General features: G+C 43.3%; 13 protein-coding genes and 2 pseudogenes. 2 read left to right on the top strand and 13 right to left on the bottom strand.

Features of this window, described 5'->3' with window-relative positions:
* The first annotated feature begins 512 nt into the window (after positions 1 to 512).
* Positions 513 to 2,201, top strand: coding sequence for an RCC1 domain-containing protein (locus tag GT003_RS31915; RefSeq protein ID WP_161705739.1), 1,689 nt, complete (start codon positions 513 to 515; stop codon positions 2,199 to 2,201).
* Positions 2,202 to 2,673: 472 nt separating this feature from the next.
* Here the strand turns inward: GT003_RS31915 and GT003_RS31920 are convergent, their stop codons facing one another.
* Positions 2,674 to 3,144 (bottom strand): acetylglutamate kinase, encoded by a 471-nt coding sequence (locus GT003_RS31920; RefSeq protein ID WP_161705741.1) that lies wholly within the window; start codon positions 3,142 to 3,144, stop codon positions 2,674 to 2,676.
* Positions 3,145 to 4,288: 1,144 nt separating this feature from the next.
* Complete coding sequence (locus GT003_RS31925; RefSeq protein WP_161705743.1) at positions 4,289 to 4,783, bottom strand: AAA family ATPase; 495 nt, start codon at positions 4,781 to 4,783, stop codon at positions 4,289 to 4,291.
* 445 nt (positions 4,784 to 5,228) lie between these two features.
* Between GT003_RS31925 and GT003_RS31930 the strand changes: the two genes are divergently transcribed.
* Positions 5,229 to 7,523, top strand: a complete 2,295-nt coding sequence (locus tag GT003_RS31930) for an RCC1 domain-containing protein (RefSeq protein ID WP_161705745.1) — start codon at positions 5,229 to 5,231, stop codon at positions 7,521 to 7,523.
* Between the two features lie 419 nt (positions 7,524 to 7,942).
* On the opposite strand, the pseudogene GT003_RS32780 reads toward GT003_RS31930, so the two are convergent.
* The 11 genes and pseudogenes from GT003_RS32780 to GT003_RS31985 form a co-directional block, all read right to left on the bottom strand.
* Positions 7,943 to 8,065 (bottom strand): annotated as a pseudogene (locus tag GT003_RS32780) (phosphotransferase); the annotation flags it as partial.
* A gap of 661 nt (positions 8,066 to 8,726) precedes the next feature.
* A pseudogene (locus tag GT003_RS31940) lies at positions 8,727 to 9,167 on the bottom strand (IS110 family transposase); the annotation flags it as partial.
* A gap of 145 nt (positions 9,168 to 9,312) precedes the next feature.
* Positions 9,313 to 9,786: a DUF4362 domain-containing protein gene (locus GT003_RS31945; RefSeq protein WP_161705747.1), complete on the bottom strand. Its 474-nt coding sequence runs from the start codon at positions 9,784 to 9,786 to the stop codon at positions 9,313 to 9,315.
* A 753-nt stretch (positions 9,787 to 10,539) separates the two neighbouring features.
* On the bottom strand, positions 10,540 to 11,022 hold the full coding sequence (locus GT003_RS31950; protein ID WP_161705749.1) for a hypothetical protein: 483 nt from the start codon (positions 11,020 to 11,022) through the stop codon (positions 10,540 to 10,542).
* 172 nt (positions 11,023 to 11,194) lie between these two features.
* A complete protein-coding gene (locus tag GT003_RS31955) occupies positions 11,195 to 11,527 on the bottom strand; it encodes a hypothetical protein (RefSeq protein WP_161705751.1) in 333 nt (110 codons plus the stop codon).
* Between the two features lie 110 nt (positions 11,528 to 11,637).
* Positions 11,638 to 12,012: a VOC family protein gene (locus GT003_RS31960; RefSeq protein WP_161705753.1), complete on the bottom strand. Its 375-nt coding sequence runs from the start codon at positions 12,010 to 12,012 to the stop codon at positions 11,638 to 11,640.
* The gene (locus tag GT003_RS31965; RefSeq protein ID WP_161705755.1) at positions 12,006 to 12,503 is read right to left on the bottom strand and encodes a DinB family protein; all 498 of its coding nucleotides are present in this window, start codon (positions 12,501 to 12,503) and stop codon (positions 12,006 to 12,008) included. Before GT003_RS31965 ends, GT003_RS31960 begins: the two co-directional genes overlap by 7 nt.
* A gap of 708 nt (positions 12,504 to 13,211) precedes the next feature.
* On the bottom strand, positions 13,212 to 13,673 hold the full coding sequence (locus GT003_RS31970; protein WP_161705758.1) for a hypothetical protein: 462 nt from the start codon (positions 13,671 to 13,673) through the stop codon (positions 13,212 to 13,214).
* A gap of 202 nt (positions 13,674 to 13,875) precedes the next feature.
* Complete coding sequence (locus tag GT003_RS31975; RefSeq protein ID WP_161705760.1) at positions 13,876 to 14,598, bottom strand: hypothetical protein; 723 nt, start codon at positions 14,596 to 14,598, stop codon at positions 13,876 to 13,878.
* A 575-nt stretch (positions 14,599 to 15,173) separates the two neighbouring features.
* Positions 15,174 to 15,638, bottom strand: a complete 465-nt coding sequence (locus GT003_RS31980; protein WP_161705762.1) for a hypothetical protein — start codon at positions 15,636 to 15,638, stop codon at positions 15,174 to 15,176.
* A gap of 203 nt (positions 15,639 to 15,841) precedes the next feature.
* Positions 15,842 to 16,660 (bottom strand): hypothetical protein, encoded by an 819-nt coding sequence (locus GT003_RS31985; protein ID WP_161705764.1) that lies wholly within the window; start codon positions 16,658 to 16,660, stop codon positions 15,842 to 15,844.
* Between the last annotated feature and the right edge of the window lie 179 nt (positions 16,661 to 16,839).

Below are 16,839 nucleotides of genomic sequence, written 5' to 3' on the forward strand. Positions count from 1 at the left end.
CTGCCAGAAAACCAATTTCCCCATTTGATACTTCTTCGAGAATAGCAAGTTTCTCCAAAGCACTATACTTTCCTAGAGACATAAAAAACTCCCCTAACGATAACAGGTTTTATTATTTCACCTGTCTACCGTATGGGGAGCATATCATAGCCGGTTGCCGTTGCGTCTTCATTCAACTATCGTTCCCCGTTAGTTCAATGAATTTTGCACTTCTTTTCATTTAAAGATAATGTCCAGCAAACGAAATTGCCAAGTGTGCGCAGGAGTGAGTTAACAATTCAAGTCCTAATCTTGAGGTATTTAGAAGGACAAGGTCTTTACCCGTATCTGTTCTTAACTGCTTCTCGTACTTCCAACTTTCCCATTTGGTTTGCTCCCCTCATACGTTAATTTAAAAGCGCCGGTCATCGAGCCATCGAGTCTCTTATTTACTCCTTCGGAGTTATATATTTTTCAAGAGATTTCCGTATCATGGTAGATATATGGTAAGTAAAAGATGGGAGTGAATTTTCATGAGACCACGGTTTATGCTTTTGGCTTTTGGATTTCTCACGCTGATGCTGCTTCTGCCCTTTCGGGCAACCGCCTCGGAGGCCGGTTCCGCGTTAGAAGCAGAGAGTTCGAAATCAGGTGTAATAATGGTTGCAGGAGGGCGTGGGCATGGTCTGGCTCTAAAACAGGACGGAACCGTTTGGGCGTGGGGGCTCAATTATAATGGTCAACTCGGTGAAGATCAGTTCTACGACCGATATACTCCGATTCAAGTGCAGCGTCTTGGCTCAGTGATCGCAATTGCTGCTGGAAATGAGCATAGTTTGGCTCTCGATAGTGATGGAACCGTCTGGGCTTGGGGAAATAACGCTTCCGGTCAACTAGGTGATGGAAGTGGATCGCCGGGTTTAGGGCGTTATGCCCCCAATCAGATAAAAAACTTCAGCTCCGTAGTCGCCATTGATTCTGGAGCAAACTATAATTTGGCTCTTAAAAGTGATGGAAGCGTCTGGGCTTGGGGAGCTAATTCTTTCGGCCAACTAGGGAATGGAACCACGATAGAGCGACATACTCCCGTTCAAGTTCAGGGGCTCGACTCGGTTGTTGCCATTTCTGCGGGTACCGAGCATAGTATGGCACTCAAGAGCGACGGAACCGTCTGGGCTTGGGGAAATAATACTTCCGGTCAGTTGGGCGATGGAACCACAACCCACCGTTATGTTCCAGTTCAAGTACAGGGCATCAATTCGGCAGTCTCCATCGCTACGGGCGGCAGCCACAGTTTAGCGGTTAAAAGTGACGGAACCGTCTGGGCTTGGGGAAATAATACTTTCGGTCAATTGGGCGATGAAACCACGATAGAGCGACATACTCCCGTTCAAGTTCAGGGTCTCGGTTCGGTAACAGCCATAGCAGCCGGCATCAGAGGGGGACATACTTTGGCAGTCAAAAGCGACGGAACCGTCTGGGCTTGGGGAAATAACGCTTCCGGTCAACTAGGTGATGGAAGCAATATCAATCGTTCTTCCCCCGTTCAAGTAACCAATCTCGACTCGGTGTCCGCTATCACGGCGGGTACTTCGCATAGTTTTGCGGTCAAGCGTGATGGAACCGTACGGTCATGGGGATTGAATAATTATGGTCAACTTGGCGACGGAAGCAAGACTAGCCGTTCTTCTCCTGTCACTATTGCTGCATTTAATCCAGTACCATATGCAGAAACACTGCTTTACCGCTTCGACGGAACGATACTCGACTTTGACCAAAATTATATTCTATGGAAAAGGACTGGCGATAAAATGCTATGGCTGTACAACCGTGCCGATAAGAGCCAAGTAATGGTTTACGATTCCTACGGGACGGAGGATAAGGTAAATCAAGCCATGTTATCCGACGATGGCGTTATTTATACATTGGTAACTAATGGAGTGCCCGTAACCTACTATTGGAAGCAAGGGACTGTGTTACATAGATGGGAGGGGCAGACTCAGTACGACACAAGCGAAAAACCGAACGGCACCGTAGTGTATACGTTATACGGTACGACTTATCTGTATTCCACCCAAGAGAGCAAACTCTTATATTCTTTCAGCGGTTCGGGGAAGTTGGAATACCGGGAAATAGTCTTCAGCGGTCCGGGAGACATACAATACCCGTATGGTGCATGGTACCGAGTTGACGGCGGTGCATTGTACGGAATTCGAATTTGAGCTAAAGGCATCTTAAAAAGCTGACCTCCAAGATACTTCCTGCTTTTTTACTTCATGTTAAGTCATCGGTTTACACGGACCTCATTTAGTTAATTCGTTTGTACTCCGTAGTATCATCATCAGTATTTTGCCCGTTAACGACGGCAGCCGATCATTCTGAGGCCGGCTGCCGTCGTGTCATGATTGAGCTATCGTGCCCTTTAGTTTAATCAGGTTGTGATTATAAGCCTAGTAACCTTCGCTTAACTCGTATGTTCGTTGCGAACGGGTTTGGCAGAGCCCCGCACGCCTTGATCATGTACCAAGAGCCATCGTCAACCGTTCCTGATATTACAATTAAAGCAGTAAATGCTTCGAATCCTGATGTAAGTCCATTATCAGTAACAGTTAACCCCCACGTTATAGCTAGAACGGATCTCATTATCATGTCGGCAAGCGTAGGGTCAAGGATTTGCGATTATGCCTGCCTGACTTAGGCAAAAGAAGCTGGAAACTGTTGAACTACGCCTCGCATCATCATGTCGGCCATAACGAGTGCTTGTTCCTCATACTCGTCATAAAGAGCGACGTCGGCCGCATAGTCCTTTTCCAACCGAAGGACCGCTTGAGCTTTGACCAATCGCAGGTGCTCGTGCAGCATTTTCTTCCACTCGTCCTCCGACCAGTATGGGTTAATGGAAGCGACTAAAACGGCGATGTCGTCAGCATTTTTGTACCACTTCTTCTCGATCTCGGCTGCTTTGGCGGAGTTTCCGGCTTTAGCCGCTTTTACCAACTGCACTGCGAGAACCAGATGCTCTACGATCAGTTCGTCGAATTTATTCGCTTTCTCCGTACCATAGAGAGGAGTAAGAGTTGCCGCCATATCAGGCCCATTGCGCAGCAATCGCTTCGTTGTAGCTTCTTCGTCCGGCAATCCCGCTGCGATACTGATGATCACCATCTTCGTAAAAGTGACGTGCTCTTCCCATAGTTTGCGGAACGTAATTGCTGAGTTCGAGCTGCTTGGGGGAACGAACGGCGTAATAGGAATAGTAAGGGATGTATGGAACCGGATCGCCCCAATATTGCACGGGAGTATAGGCTCTGTAATCCAGATTGTCTCCTTTACTTAGTTATTCGCCTACAGTTTATGTAGGGCAGGGAGCGAGAGTGCTTGAATTTCTGGAAACAGATGGTTATTTCGGGCACAAAAAAGCCCAAATCCATTTCAAGGATTGGGCTTGTCCGCAAATTATTACACAACGTACAGGCTTGGACGAATACATCAAGGTTGTAATAAAAGATTTTATCGCAACCTTTTTAAGTTCACTGGTTCCACGCTAATCTACCCGTTACTTCAATGAACAACGGTGGCCGATCGTTTGGCGGCTGCCGTTGAGTCTCCATTCAAAAATAGTTTCCATTTAGGACTCCACTCTCCCACCAGGATGCAAAAATTCACCGGCGGATTAGTTTTACGTTGGTATGTGGCTTTTTATCTCCCTGCGGTGTCTAATTGAATGTAAGGTCAAGAGGAGGTTCTTACAATGTCTCCTAGCTACATGGGGGCTTGGCCCCTCCCATGACCGGACTTTCATCGGCTAGAAGATACGTGCCTCTGGGCACGCGCTTAATGAAAAAGAAGCAGCCGCGGATCGCGTGCTGTTTCTTCGTGCGTTGAACTAAAGTTCCTAGTCAGTTCCACAACTCTCCGTAATATTCGTGTCTGAGAACAGACATTACTACAAGGGATTTAAATTCTTTTCCATTGAAAAAACTATTCCTGAGTGTTCCTTCATTGATAAAGCCCACTGATTCATATACATGTTGTGCCCGTTGATTAAAATCCTTTACATCCAACCAAATGCGATGTGTTTCGGTATTTTCAAATGTCCGATGAAAATTAAGTCTTAGGCTGGAATCATTGACTTAACACGGTATTTTGGGTTATAGGATCGGCAGCTTTCAAGATATAAGTTTTAGACTACACTTCACAATAACGAAAGGCAGTCCAAAGACTTGGAAAATAAAGTCGTAGACTGCCTCTTGTTATTGAGCTATCGTTTTCCGGGGGAGCTTAAGTACATTATTTCATAATCTTTGCTTCATTCAATCTCAACTATACATACTTTATGAAACCCTTCAGCCACCGTTGGAATTTCCAGACTATTGTGCATTTTCATTATAGCAGTATCAAAAACTGGCTTGTCTCTTAGACTGTTTCTTTTACGGCAAACCTCAATCGGTGTGTTTATGTAATAACAAATTTTTTCACAGTTAGAATATCTCTTTAAAGCAGCTACTCTTGTTACTGATGCAACATTTGTAGCATCTAGTATGACACTAATTCCCTTTGTTATATTATTAAATGCCCTAGTATATAATTCATTAAATACAATAGGGTCATTCTTTTCTTCATAACCATAACCACTGGGAAATAACTCTTCTTTTAATGCATCCGAAGACAGTATTACCGCAGTTTCTTTAATAGCTAATTCCTTTGCGAATGTAGATTTCCCTGCTCCGGGCAAGCCAACTAACATGATTAACTTAGGAATATTATTTCCTCTCTTTCTCTTGTCTTCGTTAAGATCCAACACTTCTAGACACACCTCCTAGTCCCTCTCCTCTCAATTTGTCTGAGTATAGTAGTATACTATTCTGCCCGTTCAGCGCGGCCGGTAAGAGTCTAATACTTTATTTTCTTAGTCTACAACTTTATTTTTCAGTCTAATACTTTATTTATCTGTCTAATACTTTATTTATCTGTCTAATACTTTATTTTCACTGAACAATTTTACAGGTTATCCCGAGTATCGTATTCGCGGGCTGCTTTTTTGCGTCCGGGTTTCGACGGTACCAGACGGAAATACGACCATTGCAGGGTGTAAACATATCCATCGTGGTCATAGATCGGAGATTGCGCAACATGGTAAAATATGGGCGATTATAAATATTCAAGGTTGAAGATGGATGCGGATGCCGACCAGCCAGAACGATCGTCCCTTCGCGGGGATAACAAGAACGTATGGGAGGGAATGAGGTATGAAGCAAAGCTTCAGAGAGGTCGTGGGTATTCTTTGTTTGCTTATTGCGCTCGCAACGCTGCCGAATATGGCGTATGCCGCGGAAAGCGGCGGCATGATCCAGAATCAAGGGGGCAGCGGCGGCCAACCGGCAGGGGGAAGTCCGGCGGTTCCGCTCGCGAGCGTCACGGATATCGTTTATCTGACCGGAGGATGCGCGCAAAGTTATGCACTCGAAAGCAACGGCATCGTTTGGGCTTGGGGGGATAATTACTGGGGCGAGCTCGGCGATGGGACAATGACAAGCCATGCCGCTCCCAAGCCGGTCAAGAGCCTCAAAGGCGTGCAAAGCATAGCTTCCGGCGGATGTCACAGTTTGGCGCTCCAAGACGATGGAACCGTATGGGAATGGGGAGTACAACTGCCTTATGGAAGCGATCAAGATTCGACTCCCGGCCCGACTCCCCTTCCGGTGAAAGATACTTCAGGCCAAGCTTTCGGTCCGGCAGTCGCCATCGCTGCGGGAGTTAAGCATCAATTGGCAATCAAGCGAGACGGTACCGTTTGGGCGTGGGGTAAGAATGATTCCGGCCAACTGGGCGACGGAACCGTTTTGGACGAGTACGCCTATGTGTTTAATCCCGTTCAAGCGCAAGGGCTCGATTCGGTCGTTGCCGTTGCTGCCGGAGTGTCGTCCAGTCTGGCGCTAAAAAGCGACGGTACCGTATGGGCCTGGGGGAGCGGCAGCGCTAGCAGTATTCCCGTTCAAGTGCAAGGTCTTGATTCGGTCGTAGCCGTTGCTGCCGGGGCGCTGCATAATATGGCGCTCAGGAACGACGGTACCGTCTGGACATGGGGGCAAAACAGCTATGGCCAGCTCGGCGATGGATCGACGACGGCACGCAGCGCACCCGCACAAGTGCAAAGCCTTGATTCGGTCGTTGCCATTACTGCAGGGGCTGCGCATAGTTTGGCGCTCAGAAACGACGGAACCGTCTGGACATGGGGGGGGAACAACGACGGGGAGCTCGGCGACGGCAGTACGGTTCAGCGTTCGACGCCCGCTCAAGTGCATGGTCTCGATTCCGTGACTTCAATATCAGCCGGAGACTACCATAATTTGATTCTCAAAAGCGACGGCACCGCTTGGGGATGGGGGGTTAACTCGAGATTCGAGCTCGGTGAAGAAAGCGGCAATAATCATTATTTGCCCATAGAAATTCAAGGACTCGGCAAGCAGGGTCCGGAAACCCTCCTCTATCGATTTCCGGGCATGATTGTCGATTATGATGCAAACCGCATACTGTGGAGACAGGTTGAGAGTTATTGGGACAAAGGCACTTATAACTCTCGCTACGTGTACTGGCTGTACAACCGTTCGGATCAAAGCCAAGCACGCGTGTTCGAGGACGCCAAACACAATTCCCTGGCACGGGTGCGGTTATCCTCCGAAGGCGTGGTTTATGAGGACGGCAGCGCGATTAACGTTTGGAAGGACGGCGCGGTTCAACATCGTTGGCCCGGGTATTCCGGGTATCGCCTTCGAGAAGTAAACGGGGATTTCGCGGTTTTGGGCAGCAGCGTATTGAATGTAAAGACAGGAGAGTCGCGCGCGTTGCCCAATGCCGAATTGGATTTTACTTCAAACCGCCGTTACGATCTCTCGGCTGACGGTACGATCGTATATACGTCCCGCAATCAACCATCGAACTTGTACAAGTCGCTTCCCAACGGCAAATTGATCACGTATGAACCGACGTCCCCGGACAGCTACACGTTCTTCGGGCCGTTGACGGACGGGAGGACTCTCGTATACAGCGAACTCTTGCAGAAGAACGGAAGCAGCTCCAAGTGGGCGCTGCGCGTTCGCGGCGCCGATGATCGGATTGCCACGCTCGCCATGAACCCTTATGACCGGTACGATACGAATGCGGAACCGAAAAATTCGTACCAGATCAATAACGGATGGATCGCCTATAAGAAAGCCGACGAGGAAACCGGGCGCTGGCTCTTGGAGTTGCGCTCGCCGGAAGGCGCGACCCAACAAGCGTACGCCGCCCCTCCCGGATCGCCCTGGATAGACGTGCCGCTCTCCATCAAGCAGTTGGCGCCGGACGGAACGTTAGCTTATACGTATCAAAACACCACGTATGTCTATTCCGCGCAAGCGGGCAAAATCTTGTATTCCTTCTACGATCCGGGAGAGCTGGGATACAAGGAGCATGTCATGAAGGATCCGGCAGGCGGCGACGACTTCCGGTTTCTGTCCTGGTACCGGCTTGACGGCGGGTTGTTGTACGGCGTTCGGCTCTGATTGTACGGATTTCACTGCTTACACGGATTGCACTGCTTGCACGGATTTCACGGATTGCACGGATTACACTGATTGTACAGCTTGCATTGCGTCGCAGGCCCGGCCGAATAACGACGCTGAAACGACGATGCTGCCGGACATGTTGTCCGGCAGCATCGCTGCGTTTCTTCTGTTTTCCCGCGGCGCGTACCAGCAGGGCAGGAGAGCCGCGGACGCCGACTCCCACGGCCGCGTGCCGTTATCTCTGCAATCGTTTGTAATCTTCGACGATCACATCGATGACCCGTTTGCCCCAATTTGCCGCTTCCGAGTTCTTCTCGTTCCAATCGTAGGTGATCAGCGCTTTCCACAACGTCCAACCGCGCGCGGTTAACCATAGCTTCCCCGGCACCCATGTGGCCGAGAAAAAGATCGCGGCTCTCGTCGTCGAAATAGTTAAATGCCATCACAAGGTCGCTCGACGAATCGCCCGTGCCCATGGTGCCGAAATCGATGACGCCGCACAGTCTGCCGTTCTTCGCAAGCAGATTGCCTACCGCCACGTCGCCGTGAATCCAGAGCGGCGCCGCATTGAGAGTTGGGCAGTCAATGAATTTTCTTTTGATTCACACGTAAACGAAGAAGTATGTCCATCTATAGCCTTAAATCCAACTGAAAGAATGTAAAATTCTCTCATAATACGACTCCCTCTGTAACTAAAGCTTTGATCTCTCACATAAAAACTGGCATTTGTAATTTGTGCTATGGGAATGATCTGAATATTGTTTATCGTCATTCTATCCTTGAATAGATAAATTGTAGATCGCTTATATGAATCTACCCCACTTAAATAGGTATAACCTGAAGCCGTTTCTATCAGGCCTATTTTTTTGTTATGCCAGGTGGCGTAAATAATTATGATATTAATAGAATTGCAATAAGCAAAACAATTAGTATACCTATGATTTTGGACACCCACTTTTCCAAGATATAATAGACGGTTAATGTCCTTTTATTTCTCTTCTCGAGGCCATATCCCTTACTTTAAGGCCCCTATAGCCACCTCTCTCTCCCAGCATCTCCTCTTTATATCTCCCGTCTTCCAATTCGCATCTGAAATCAATAACTGTACTCGATTTTGTTTGGCTCTTAGCTTGGCTGTTACACTTCTTGGTATTCATATGGATCTGTCCTAAGAATAGTCTCTTTTTAGTCGGCCGGCGGTTGACGTGTGTACTCGTAGTAGAAGCCCCGACTGACAGCATCTGCGATGATAAGAGCATCTTTGGGATCATTTTTTGATGGACTGTTATCTCGGTTTTCCTTGTTTCGCTTGGTCGTTGCAGGGTTAACCATGACCGCGTGTAATTTCCGATCTGCTAGCCAGTTGGCCAGGTTAAACCAGTAGTGGCCGGTCGGCTCCATGCCGATGATGAGCTTCTTCAATCGGTGTTTCTGCTGTAACTCGGTCATCCGGCGGTTCAATTTTTCAAAGCCTTCCATGCTATTTGAGAATGAGAGATGCCGTTTGGAGAACACAATCCCTCGGAAATTCGTAGCTTGCGCGACATGCGTTTCTTTAGCCATGTCGATTCCTACGACGAGATGCGAGGTGCTAATTCTTTCAATCCGTTGATTTTGAACGTCTGATTGCTTAAACTTCATAGTAAGAGCGCCTCCTTGATGTGTTGTCGACAAACCCATCATACTGAGGCGCTCCCTTTTTTACAAAGCCTATTTCTTAGGCTCAACAGGAATGTTTAGCGTAATGAACTCTACCCAATTGGTCCCGCAGCGTGAATGTGGTGTGTTAGCTGATGTTAACGCCCGCTGGAAATACCTTCATGTATTTCTTTGGAAATGCTATATATCCCTTTATATCGTCTTCTAAATAACCCTCGCAATTTGAAACTGAAAAAACTGTACTTGAGTACTTCTCTTCTTTATTTAATTTCTTACATTTATATACTGCTATCGCTCCATTACTGTATGCATCTCTAGACATATCATTTATCCATACTATTTCCTTGCCATTTGAATTAATGTTAGTAATAGCTGGTCCACTGTCTATAGTAGGTCCTATTACCACTAGGTAATCGCCTTCATGATTAAGGAATCTCTCATAGAATGTATTAATTCTATTCAAATCAGTTTGATCAAATTTATAAAGAATGCTTCTTTGAAGGTAATCATTTTTGTTCGTTACATTCAATCGAATTGAATAAAAGAGACCGATGCCAAGGATAACAATGACAAATGAAAGTAACCAAATTATCTTCTTCATATTGTCTCTCCTTAGAATCGCGTTAATTAACGTCTTTTTTGCAAACTTCGTATATCCTTCATACCTAAAGTATTCGCGAAGTGATTACGCTGTCCTGCCCGTTAGCTTAATGAAATAGAAGCAGCTGCCGATCGCGTGCTGCTTCTTGGTGCGTTGAACTAACGTTCCCAGTTAGCGTAACGAAAAATGGAACAGCTGCCGCTGGCAAACTGCTCCAAGATGAGTTCAACTAATGTTCAAATAAACAGCGGCGCCACATTCGCAATCCTGCCCTTAACATAGCGAATTGGAGCATCTACCGTCGGCAACTGTTAGGAGCTCAAAAATGAGTTATTTTGAATTCTTATCAGGTACAAACAAACCGACAATTGTTATTATTAGTCCGATAATTCCTATAAATATCTCTACATCATACAGATAGAGTCCGTCAATACCTTGTAGAAGTAATGCAAATATCATAAGGGCTATCCCGAATAGCATAGTTTTTATTGAATATCTTTGCATGAAACGTTCATTCTAAATAAGAGAAAATACTCCCCCACTCTTCTTTCAATATTTTTTAATATGGTTTCCATAAAAATAAAACCTTATCAGACTTCTACTTTAGTGTCAACGTTTGCTGAACATAACTGCCCGTTACTTCAATGAAAAACAGCAGCTGATCGTTAGACCAGCTGCCGCATTTCGTTCTTGAACTATCGTTCTCCGATAGCTCAATAAGTAAGCGTTTTGGTTGACGACAGTTACCCAATTTCATTCATACCCTCCGACAGTTTCGGGTAGTTTCTCATATTCGTCTTTATGTTTCACAATCTCAAAAATGAAATTCCTTAATTCTACTAAGTTCTTTGCATCCCTCACATCGTCGCAATACTTAATGGTTTTTTCATTACCGTTAACCCTTATTCTCCATTGGTCCATGCCATATGGCTCACTGTTGCATGTTGTATTGCCAATTATGCTCGGGGACTGTAATATGTCTTGCTCTCTCATCCTTTGATATATCCGAAATGTCTCGTCTTTAGTAAAGTAAAGCTCGGCTGTTGCAGTTCCATCAATAATTAAGTCTTTAATAACAATGCCGTCATAAGTATTAATTTTATTCTTGCTACCTACACCAAAGCTAATAGAAAAAGCAAAGTCATTTGGTACTTCTTCGGGCATCTCAAAACCATCCTCACTACAACCAACAAGTAATAGTCCTACAAAGACAAACAAACAAAGCACACGTCTCATTTTGACCACCCCTTATAATCAACGAACATTGACTGTGCTTTGTTCCCCTAAACTGCCCGTTACTTCAATGAAAACGGCAGCTGATCGTGAGGCCGGCTGCCGCATATCGTAATTGAACTATCGTGTCCCGTTAGTTCTATCGACAAACTAATTGTTTACAGGCAAATTTCAGCTATTTCTTCCTTGCTTGTCTGTACTTATATATTGACCACCCTGATACTAAAAGCAGAAATATTGGAATCGCAATGTACTTTCCAACAGATAAAAGAAATTCGCTATAAGTTATCGTGGGGTCATCAAAAAACAATGTCCCTACCGCTAACCATAGTACGCAAAGCATTGTCCCTACTGCCCCAAGGATACCGCAAATAATGCTAACTACCAGCCATACCCAATCAACATGAACACGGTTACCCACTTGACTCCTCCAGACGAATAAGGAATAGCCATTGCTAACTTCTTCAGTAATTTCAATTTTCATGGATTCATCGTTTAATTTCCACATGATCGTTCAACTATCCTGCCCATTACTTCATTGAAAACGGCAGCTGATCATTTGACCGGCTGCCGCATATTGATTCAACTATCGTTCCCAGTTAGTTCAATCATTTTTGGTTATCGTGTAATTACCCTCCGGTAAACTCCATACTTCGATAAAGTTTCCGTCTGGATCACAAAACGAGAGTGATTTCCCTTGATAATCAAAGAACTGTCCAAGACGCCATTATCTCTTAGCTCTTGATAGACAGCTTCCGCATCGGAAACGATAAACCCCTGTACTGGAAACGGTCCTGTCGGTAAATCGATGTGCGAATTTACCGCTGGATCATGTTTGCTCAAGCAAATTCTCACGCCCGATTCGGTTAGCAGCTCTACAAATATCGGATCGACCTTAATGACCTTAAAACCAAAATGCTTACCATACCACTCCACAGCACTTTCTAGATTATCTACGGGAATCCCTAAATATGAGCTTTTCAACTCTACCACTGTAATTGCCCCTTCCTCATTTTTGAAATGTAAATGATTTGTCCAACATGGCTAGAAAAATGTCTGAAGTGATGCAAAAGCATTTCTAAAATCGTAGCTTGATTATCTAATCCACCATTAAACGGAGGATAATTCAAATACGGTTGCTCAAGTAATCTTTCCGGATTTGCCTTCATGATTTCGATAACCTCTAGGATATGATCATAGGAAGTTTGAAAAAGCTCCGACGCTTGCTCTTTTGTCATTTGCAGCTCATGTTCGAAGTTGTTACTTCTCACCTCTTCATACGGCGCACCTAAGTAAGCGATTTCAAACCAATGTTTTACTTGATCTGAAATGTGAGCAACCAAATTAGAAATGCTGTTACTTTCAGGCGTAGGCGACCACCTAATATCTTCTTCGGACAGTGGCTGAAGGGCTACACGAACCCAATTTTGATCCGATTTGTATTTCCTATATAACAAATCGATAACTACAGTTGAAGTATCCAATCCCTCAACCTCCTACTTTTTACCACTATACTACCAAACGTATGTTTGCCACACAAGTAAATTATCATGCCTTCTTGTCTAAACCGAATCTTAGCCGCTACTCGGCTGTGATTGCTAAACTGCCCGTTACTTCAATGAAAACGGCAGCTGATCGTTAGAGCGGCTGCCGCATTTCATAATAGAACTATCGTGTCCCGTTAGTGCAACAGTTTACCGTTCAGCCTGTCATCATCCGTACTCTTAACAGCTAGTTGTGAATTCAAGTTGAAGGTACGTATTCCTGCGGTGGATTATCGAAGCCATTCCAAAACACCAAAAGTCTTTTACAGTCATTACAAACAAAGAACATTTTCATCTTTAAGTATAACTCTTCAACATCTACGTGACCCTGTATCTTATCGAAGTCAACGTCTGAAATAAAGTTAAATTGGATTGGGCAGGGGATATCACTAAATCTTAAAATGTTTCCGCAAGTACACTTCATTTTTGGCATCTTATCAATCCTTCAAAGTTTACTCTAATAATACACCGAAACTCCGCTAACATGCCCGTTACTTCAAAGGAAACGGCAGCTGATCGTTTGACCGGCTGCCGCATATTGTGATTGAACTATAGTCTCCATTCATCTATCGTTCATCGTTAGTTCAATCCACAATCAATAGACAATACTCCGAATAACATTTAAAGGTTCCTTATCATTAACCGAACCTAACGCAGAGAATAGTATAAGCTGTCTTGTACAGCATTTAACAAAGCCTCAGCTTCAAGTTCCTTTCCAATACAAACTCCTTTGTCAGTCAAATGTTGATAAAAGCCACCATGTCCTCTTTTGGTAGGATAAACGATGTACCCTTTATCCTTCGTCCAATCAATTACGATTAACTTCTTACCTCTTGTTGCTGCAGACCAGTTCTTGTTGCCTAACTTACTCACTAATGGGTTATCATCTTTTGCAGGATGTGCAGGCGGTTCCTTGGTAAAACAATTATTAAACGTTCTTACCGATGCTTGAAATAACTCCTCTTTAAAGAAAGGCAGAGGAATAACCTCGACAATATCAATCAAAACAACACCTAACTTCTCATGCCAGCCATTTGGAACAAGAGTGGCTTCGTTTTTCTTTTCATCACAATATAAATGGATATGCTTATATTGAAGGCCCCTATCCATTTGTTGCCCCCTTCCCAGCAATCGGTCAACCCATTCTATGATGGTTCGCAGAATATCAACTCCTGACCTAAATGATATAAATAACTCATTGATTTATTATACACATATTGGGAATTATCCTGCCCTTTAGCTTAATGAAAAATGGAGCAGCTGCCACCGGCAAACTGCTCCATGAATCGTTGAACTATTGTTCTCCGTTAGCTTAATGAGCAAACGGTATAATTCTTTCATTTTCAATTTTGTCTTTTTCCTCAATTGTTAAAAGGACTACACATACTCTTTGGTCAACACCGATGGTTTCAAATCTATAACCACTCTTCTCGATAATTTTATTTATTTGAGAAATAATGTCCATATTAATGAAATCACTTTCTTTTGTTAAATCTAATTTGTATTTCTTATTTTCTATAGTGAAACTAACCGTAACAGGTCCTTCAGTGCTCTTCCATTCTTCAGTAATATTCTGGGGATTAAATTTCTTCATTGATATAAAAGACCATTCGTTCAATGCTTTTACGTAAGCATTATTGCCTTGAACAACATCCATCTCGGTATCCTTAAACCATATCCGTTTATTGTCTAAGTTCAAAATAAATAAATCGCCATAAATAAAATAGTAATTTCCTTCTTTCGAGCTGAAGGGGTCGAAGTATTGACTAAAGTCATTTGTTTGAAGAACTTTATCAACAATTTCGTTGTTCGAAAAGTTAGTATCCTTGAAGAATCCCATATCCGTGTAAAAATGATAAGCATCAATGATTCTCTGTTCTTTTGTTAATTTTCCAAACTTCATCATGCTAATACTGTAGTAATCATCAAGCGATTTATTATTTACCTCTGACTTTATATTTTGAAATTCATAAATCAGAAGAATAAAGATAACTATCGAAATTACTGTAATCAAATATTTTTTTATGTATTTCATAAATTCCACCCTCATACTTCTTGTAGTCGCTATTAATAATATCTTATATTTTTGGCTTCCACAATTAAACTAAACTGCCCGTTACTTCAACAGGAAAACGGCAGCTGATCGTTTGACCGGCTGCCGCATATCGTCATTGAACTATAGTTCCCAGTTAGTGCAAAGCACTTTCAAATACCCTCCTATAGCCTTCGACTTTATCGGGGCATGTAGTCTTAAGTTGTTCCCAAAATAAATTCTCATCAAATTGATTACTGTAAATCAATTCAGGCAGATTATGAAATGCATCAGCAAGCTTATTTATTTCAGACATTCTGCTCCTTAATGCCAATGGATTAACTGAGTTACAAGTGGAAATGTTTCTGATATCTAAAAACACACAACTTTACATATGATTTCTTTCTGTTCTCTTCCAAGCTATACCTCCTCTTAGTGATACGTATTAGCGTATTAGGAGCATCTCACCAAGAAATTACTTTTGTCCTTCTTTATTTAAAATCTGCCCGTTAACTCAATAGGCTGCCGCACATGCCGGCAGCCTGGCGTTGTTACGCTATCGTTTCCCGTTAGTGTAATCATCTATCGCTAAGAATGCTGTTCATCCATTGTTGATAGTAATTTGTTTGCTCAGTAACCGTTACAAACTCCAGTTCATCATCCAGATCAAAAATATCTATAACATCTGCCATTTTGGCAGGCACGGAATGATGCAACTTATATGCTAATCGCCCAACCCCCATCTCTAATTGCATACGTGAAGGATAGATGTTTATTGCTGCACCGTTACACAAAATTTGTGTATTTCGCTCCTCTAGTTTAACTCTCAGCAGCTGAAGCGCAGTAAAATAATTTTCACTTTGACTGGTAATTGTATTGCCTTCAAAAGATAATTGTAGAAAAACCATTTCTGGGTCCACTGGAGATTCATCAGACAGTACTAACTTTCCAACAACTTGTCTTGTTTTATTTACCAAAAGGCTGACTTCAATATGTTCATTTTCATTGCTTGATGAATGTTTGACATTCGAATTATTACTCATTTGAGAATCTCCCTGGCTCGTATGAATACTTTATCAATTGAATAGTTCGATTAGTACGTTATCTTTCCTCCTTTCTTATTAAACTAATCTCCCATTACATCAATGAAAACGGCAGCTGGCCATCATGTCAGCTGCCATAGTGATGTCTGAGCTATCGTTCTCCGTTAGCTGAAGAATAGTAGTTATCTTTTGGTACATTACCACTAGATGAATCTCACCGGTTCATATCTAAATACTCTTACCTTATGCTTAGTAAAAAGCTCTCGAACTTTTGCACTTACTATCGGTTGACGAATGTGATATGCATCCCAATATTCAAAGGTAAAATTAAAGTCTTTGAACTTCTCTAACTCCTCTTTCCTATAAATCAATTCAGAACGAAGAAACCCTTTTGAACTGCAACTCTCGCAGTGAGCCTCCATGTGAGAATAGGGTTCAATCCGTACCACTTCTTGCATAGGTGGTACAATATTGGTTACGACCAGTTGAAACACTGGGTGTAGTTCCCTTCCTTTGTAATCAATAGCCTCACGTATTTCACAACCAGATAACTCATTATTTTCTATTAACAACTTTGTATATTCTGTAATGATATATTCCGGTCTTATGTGAGCCATGTTCTTCCATTTTCCGAGTTTTTTGACATCAAGCTGGAGTTTTGAAACTTGGACTTTGTTACAATTGCAACTCTTGCTTTTCAAATATTCATATGTTGTCCCGTAATATTCTGCATCCTTCATTGGGTCATGTTCCCAGGGGTAAGCAACTCCTATATGAAAATATTTTGCAGCCTTCATCTCCTGCTTGCTATACTCCCTCTCCTCATGGAACGTATGTCTCCATTTTTCTTTTACTATCAGAGACATTATTTCTTCATACCCGGATGCCTCTTCATCAGTTTTTATTTCGAGAAAATGATTCGGATAAAGTTTAATTTCATCTAGCCTGTTCTCAAATATGCTCATAATCTTATTAAGGGTATCGGCATTCTCACTAATATGAATAATTGCCTTGCGTTTCATCTAGAACCTCCCACACCTCTAGTCATTCAAATATCCTCCCTCTATGGAGAATCACTTTGCTCTTAAATGCTCGCATTTTCGTAGGTTTTGACCTAGTCTTCTTCATAACAGATAACATCTAGATGGAACGAAGTTGTAGATGAAGAAATTTATGGGGCTGGTAAAGGCGTAAAAAAGCC

It is taken from the genome of Paenibacillus sacheonensis (assembly GCF_009909195.1).
In the GTDB taxonomy this organism is placed as follows: Bacteria; Bacillota; Bacilli; order Paenibacillales; family Paenibacillaceae; genus Paenibacillus_Z; species Paenibacillus_Z sacheonensis.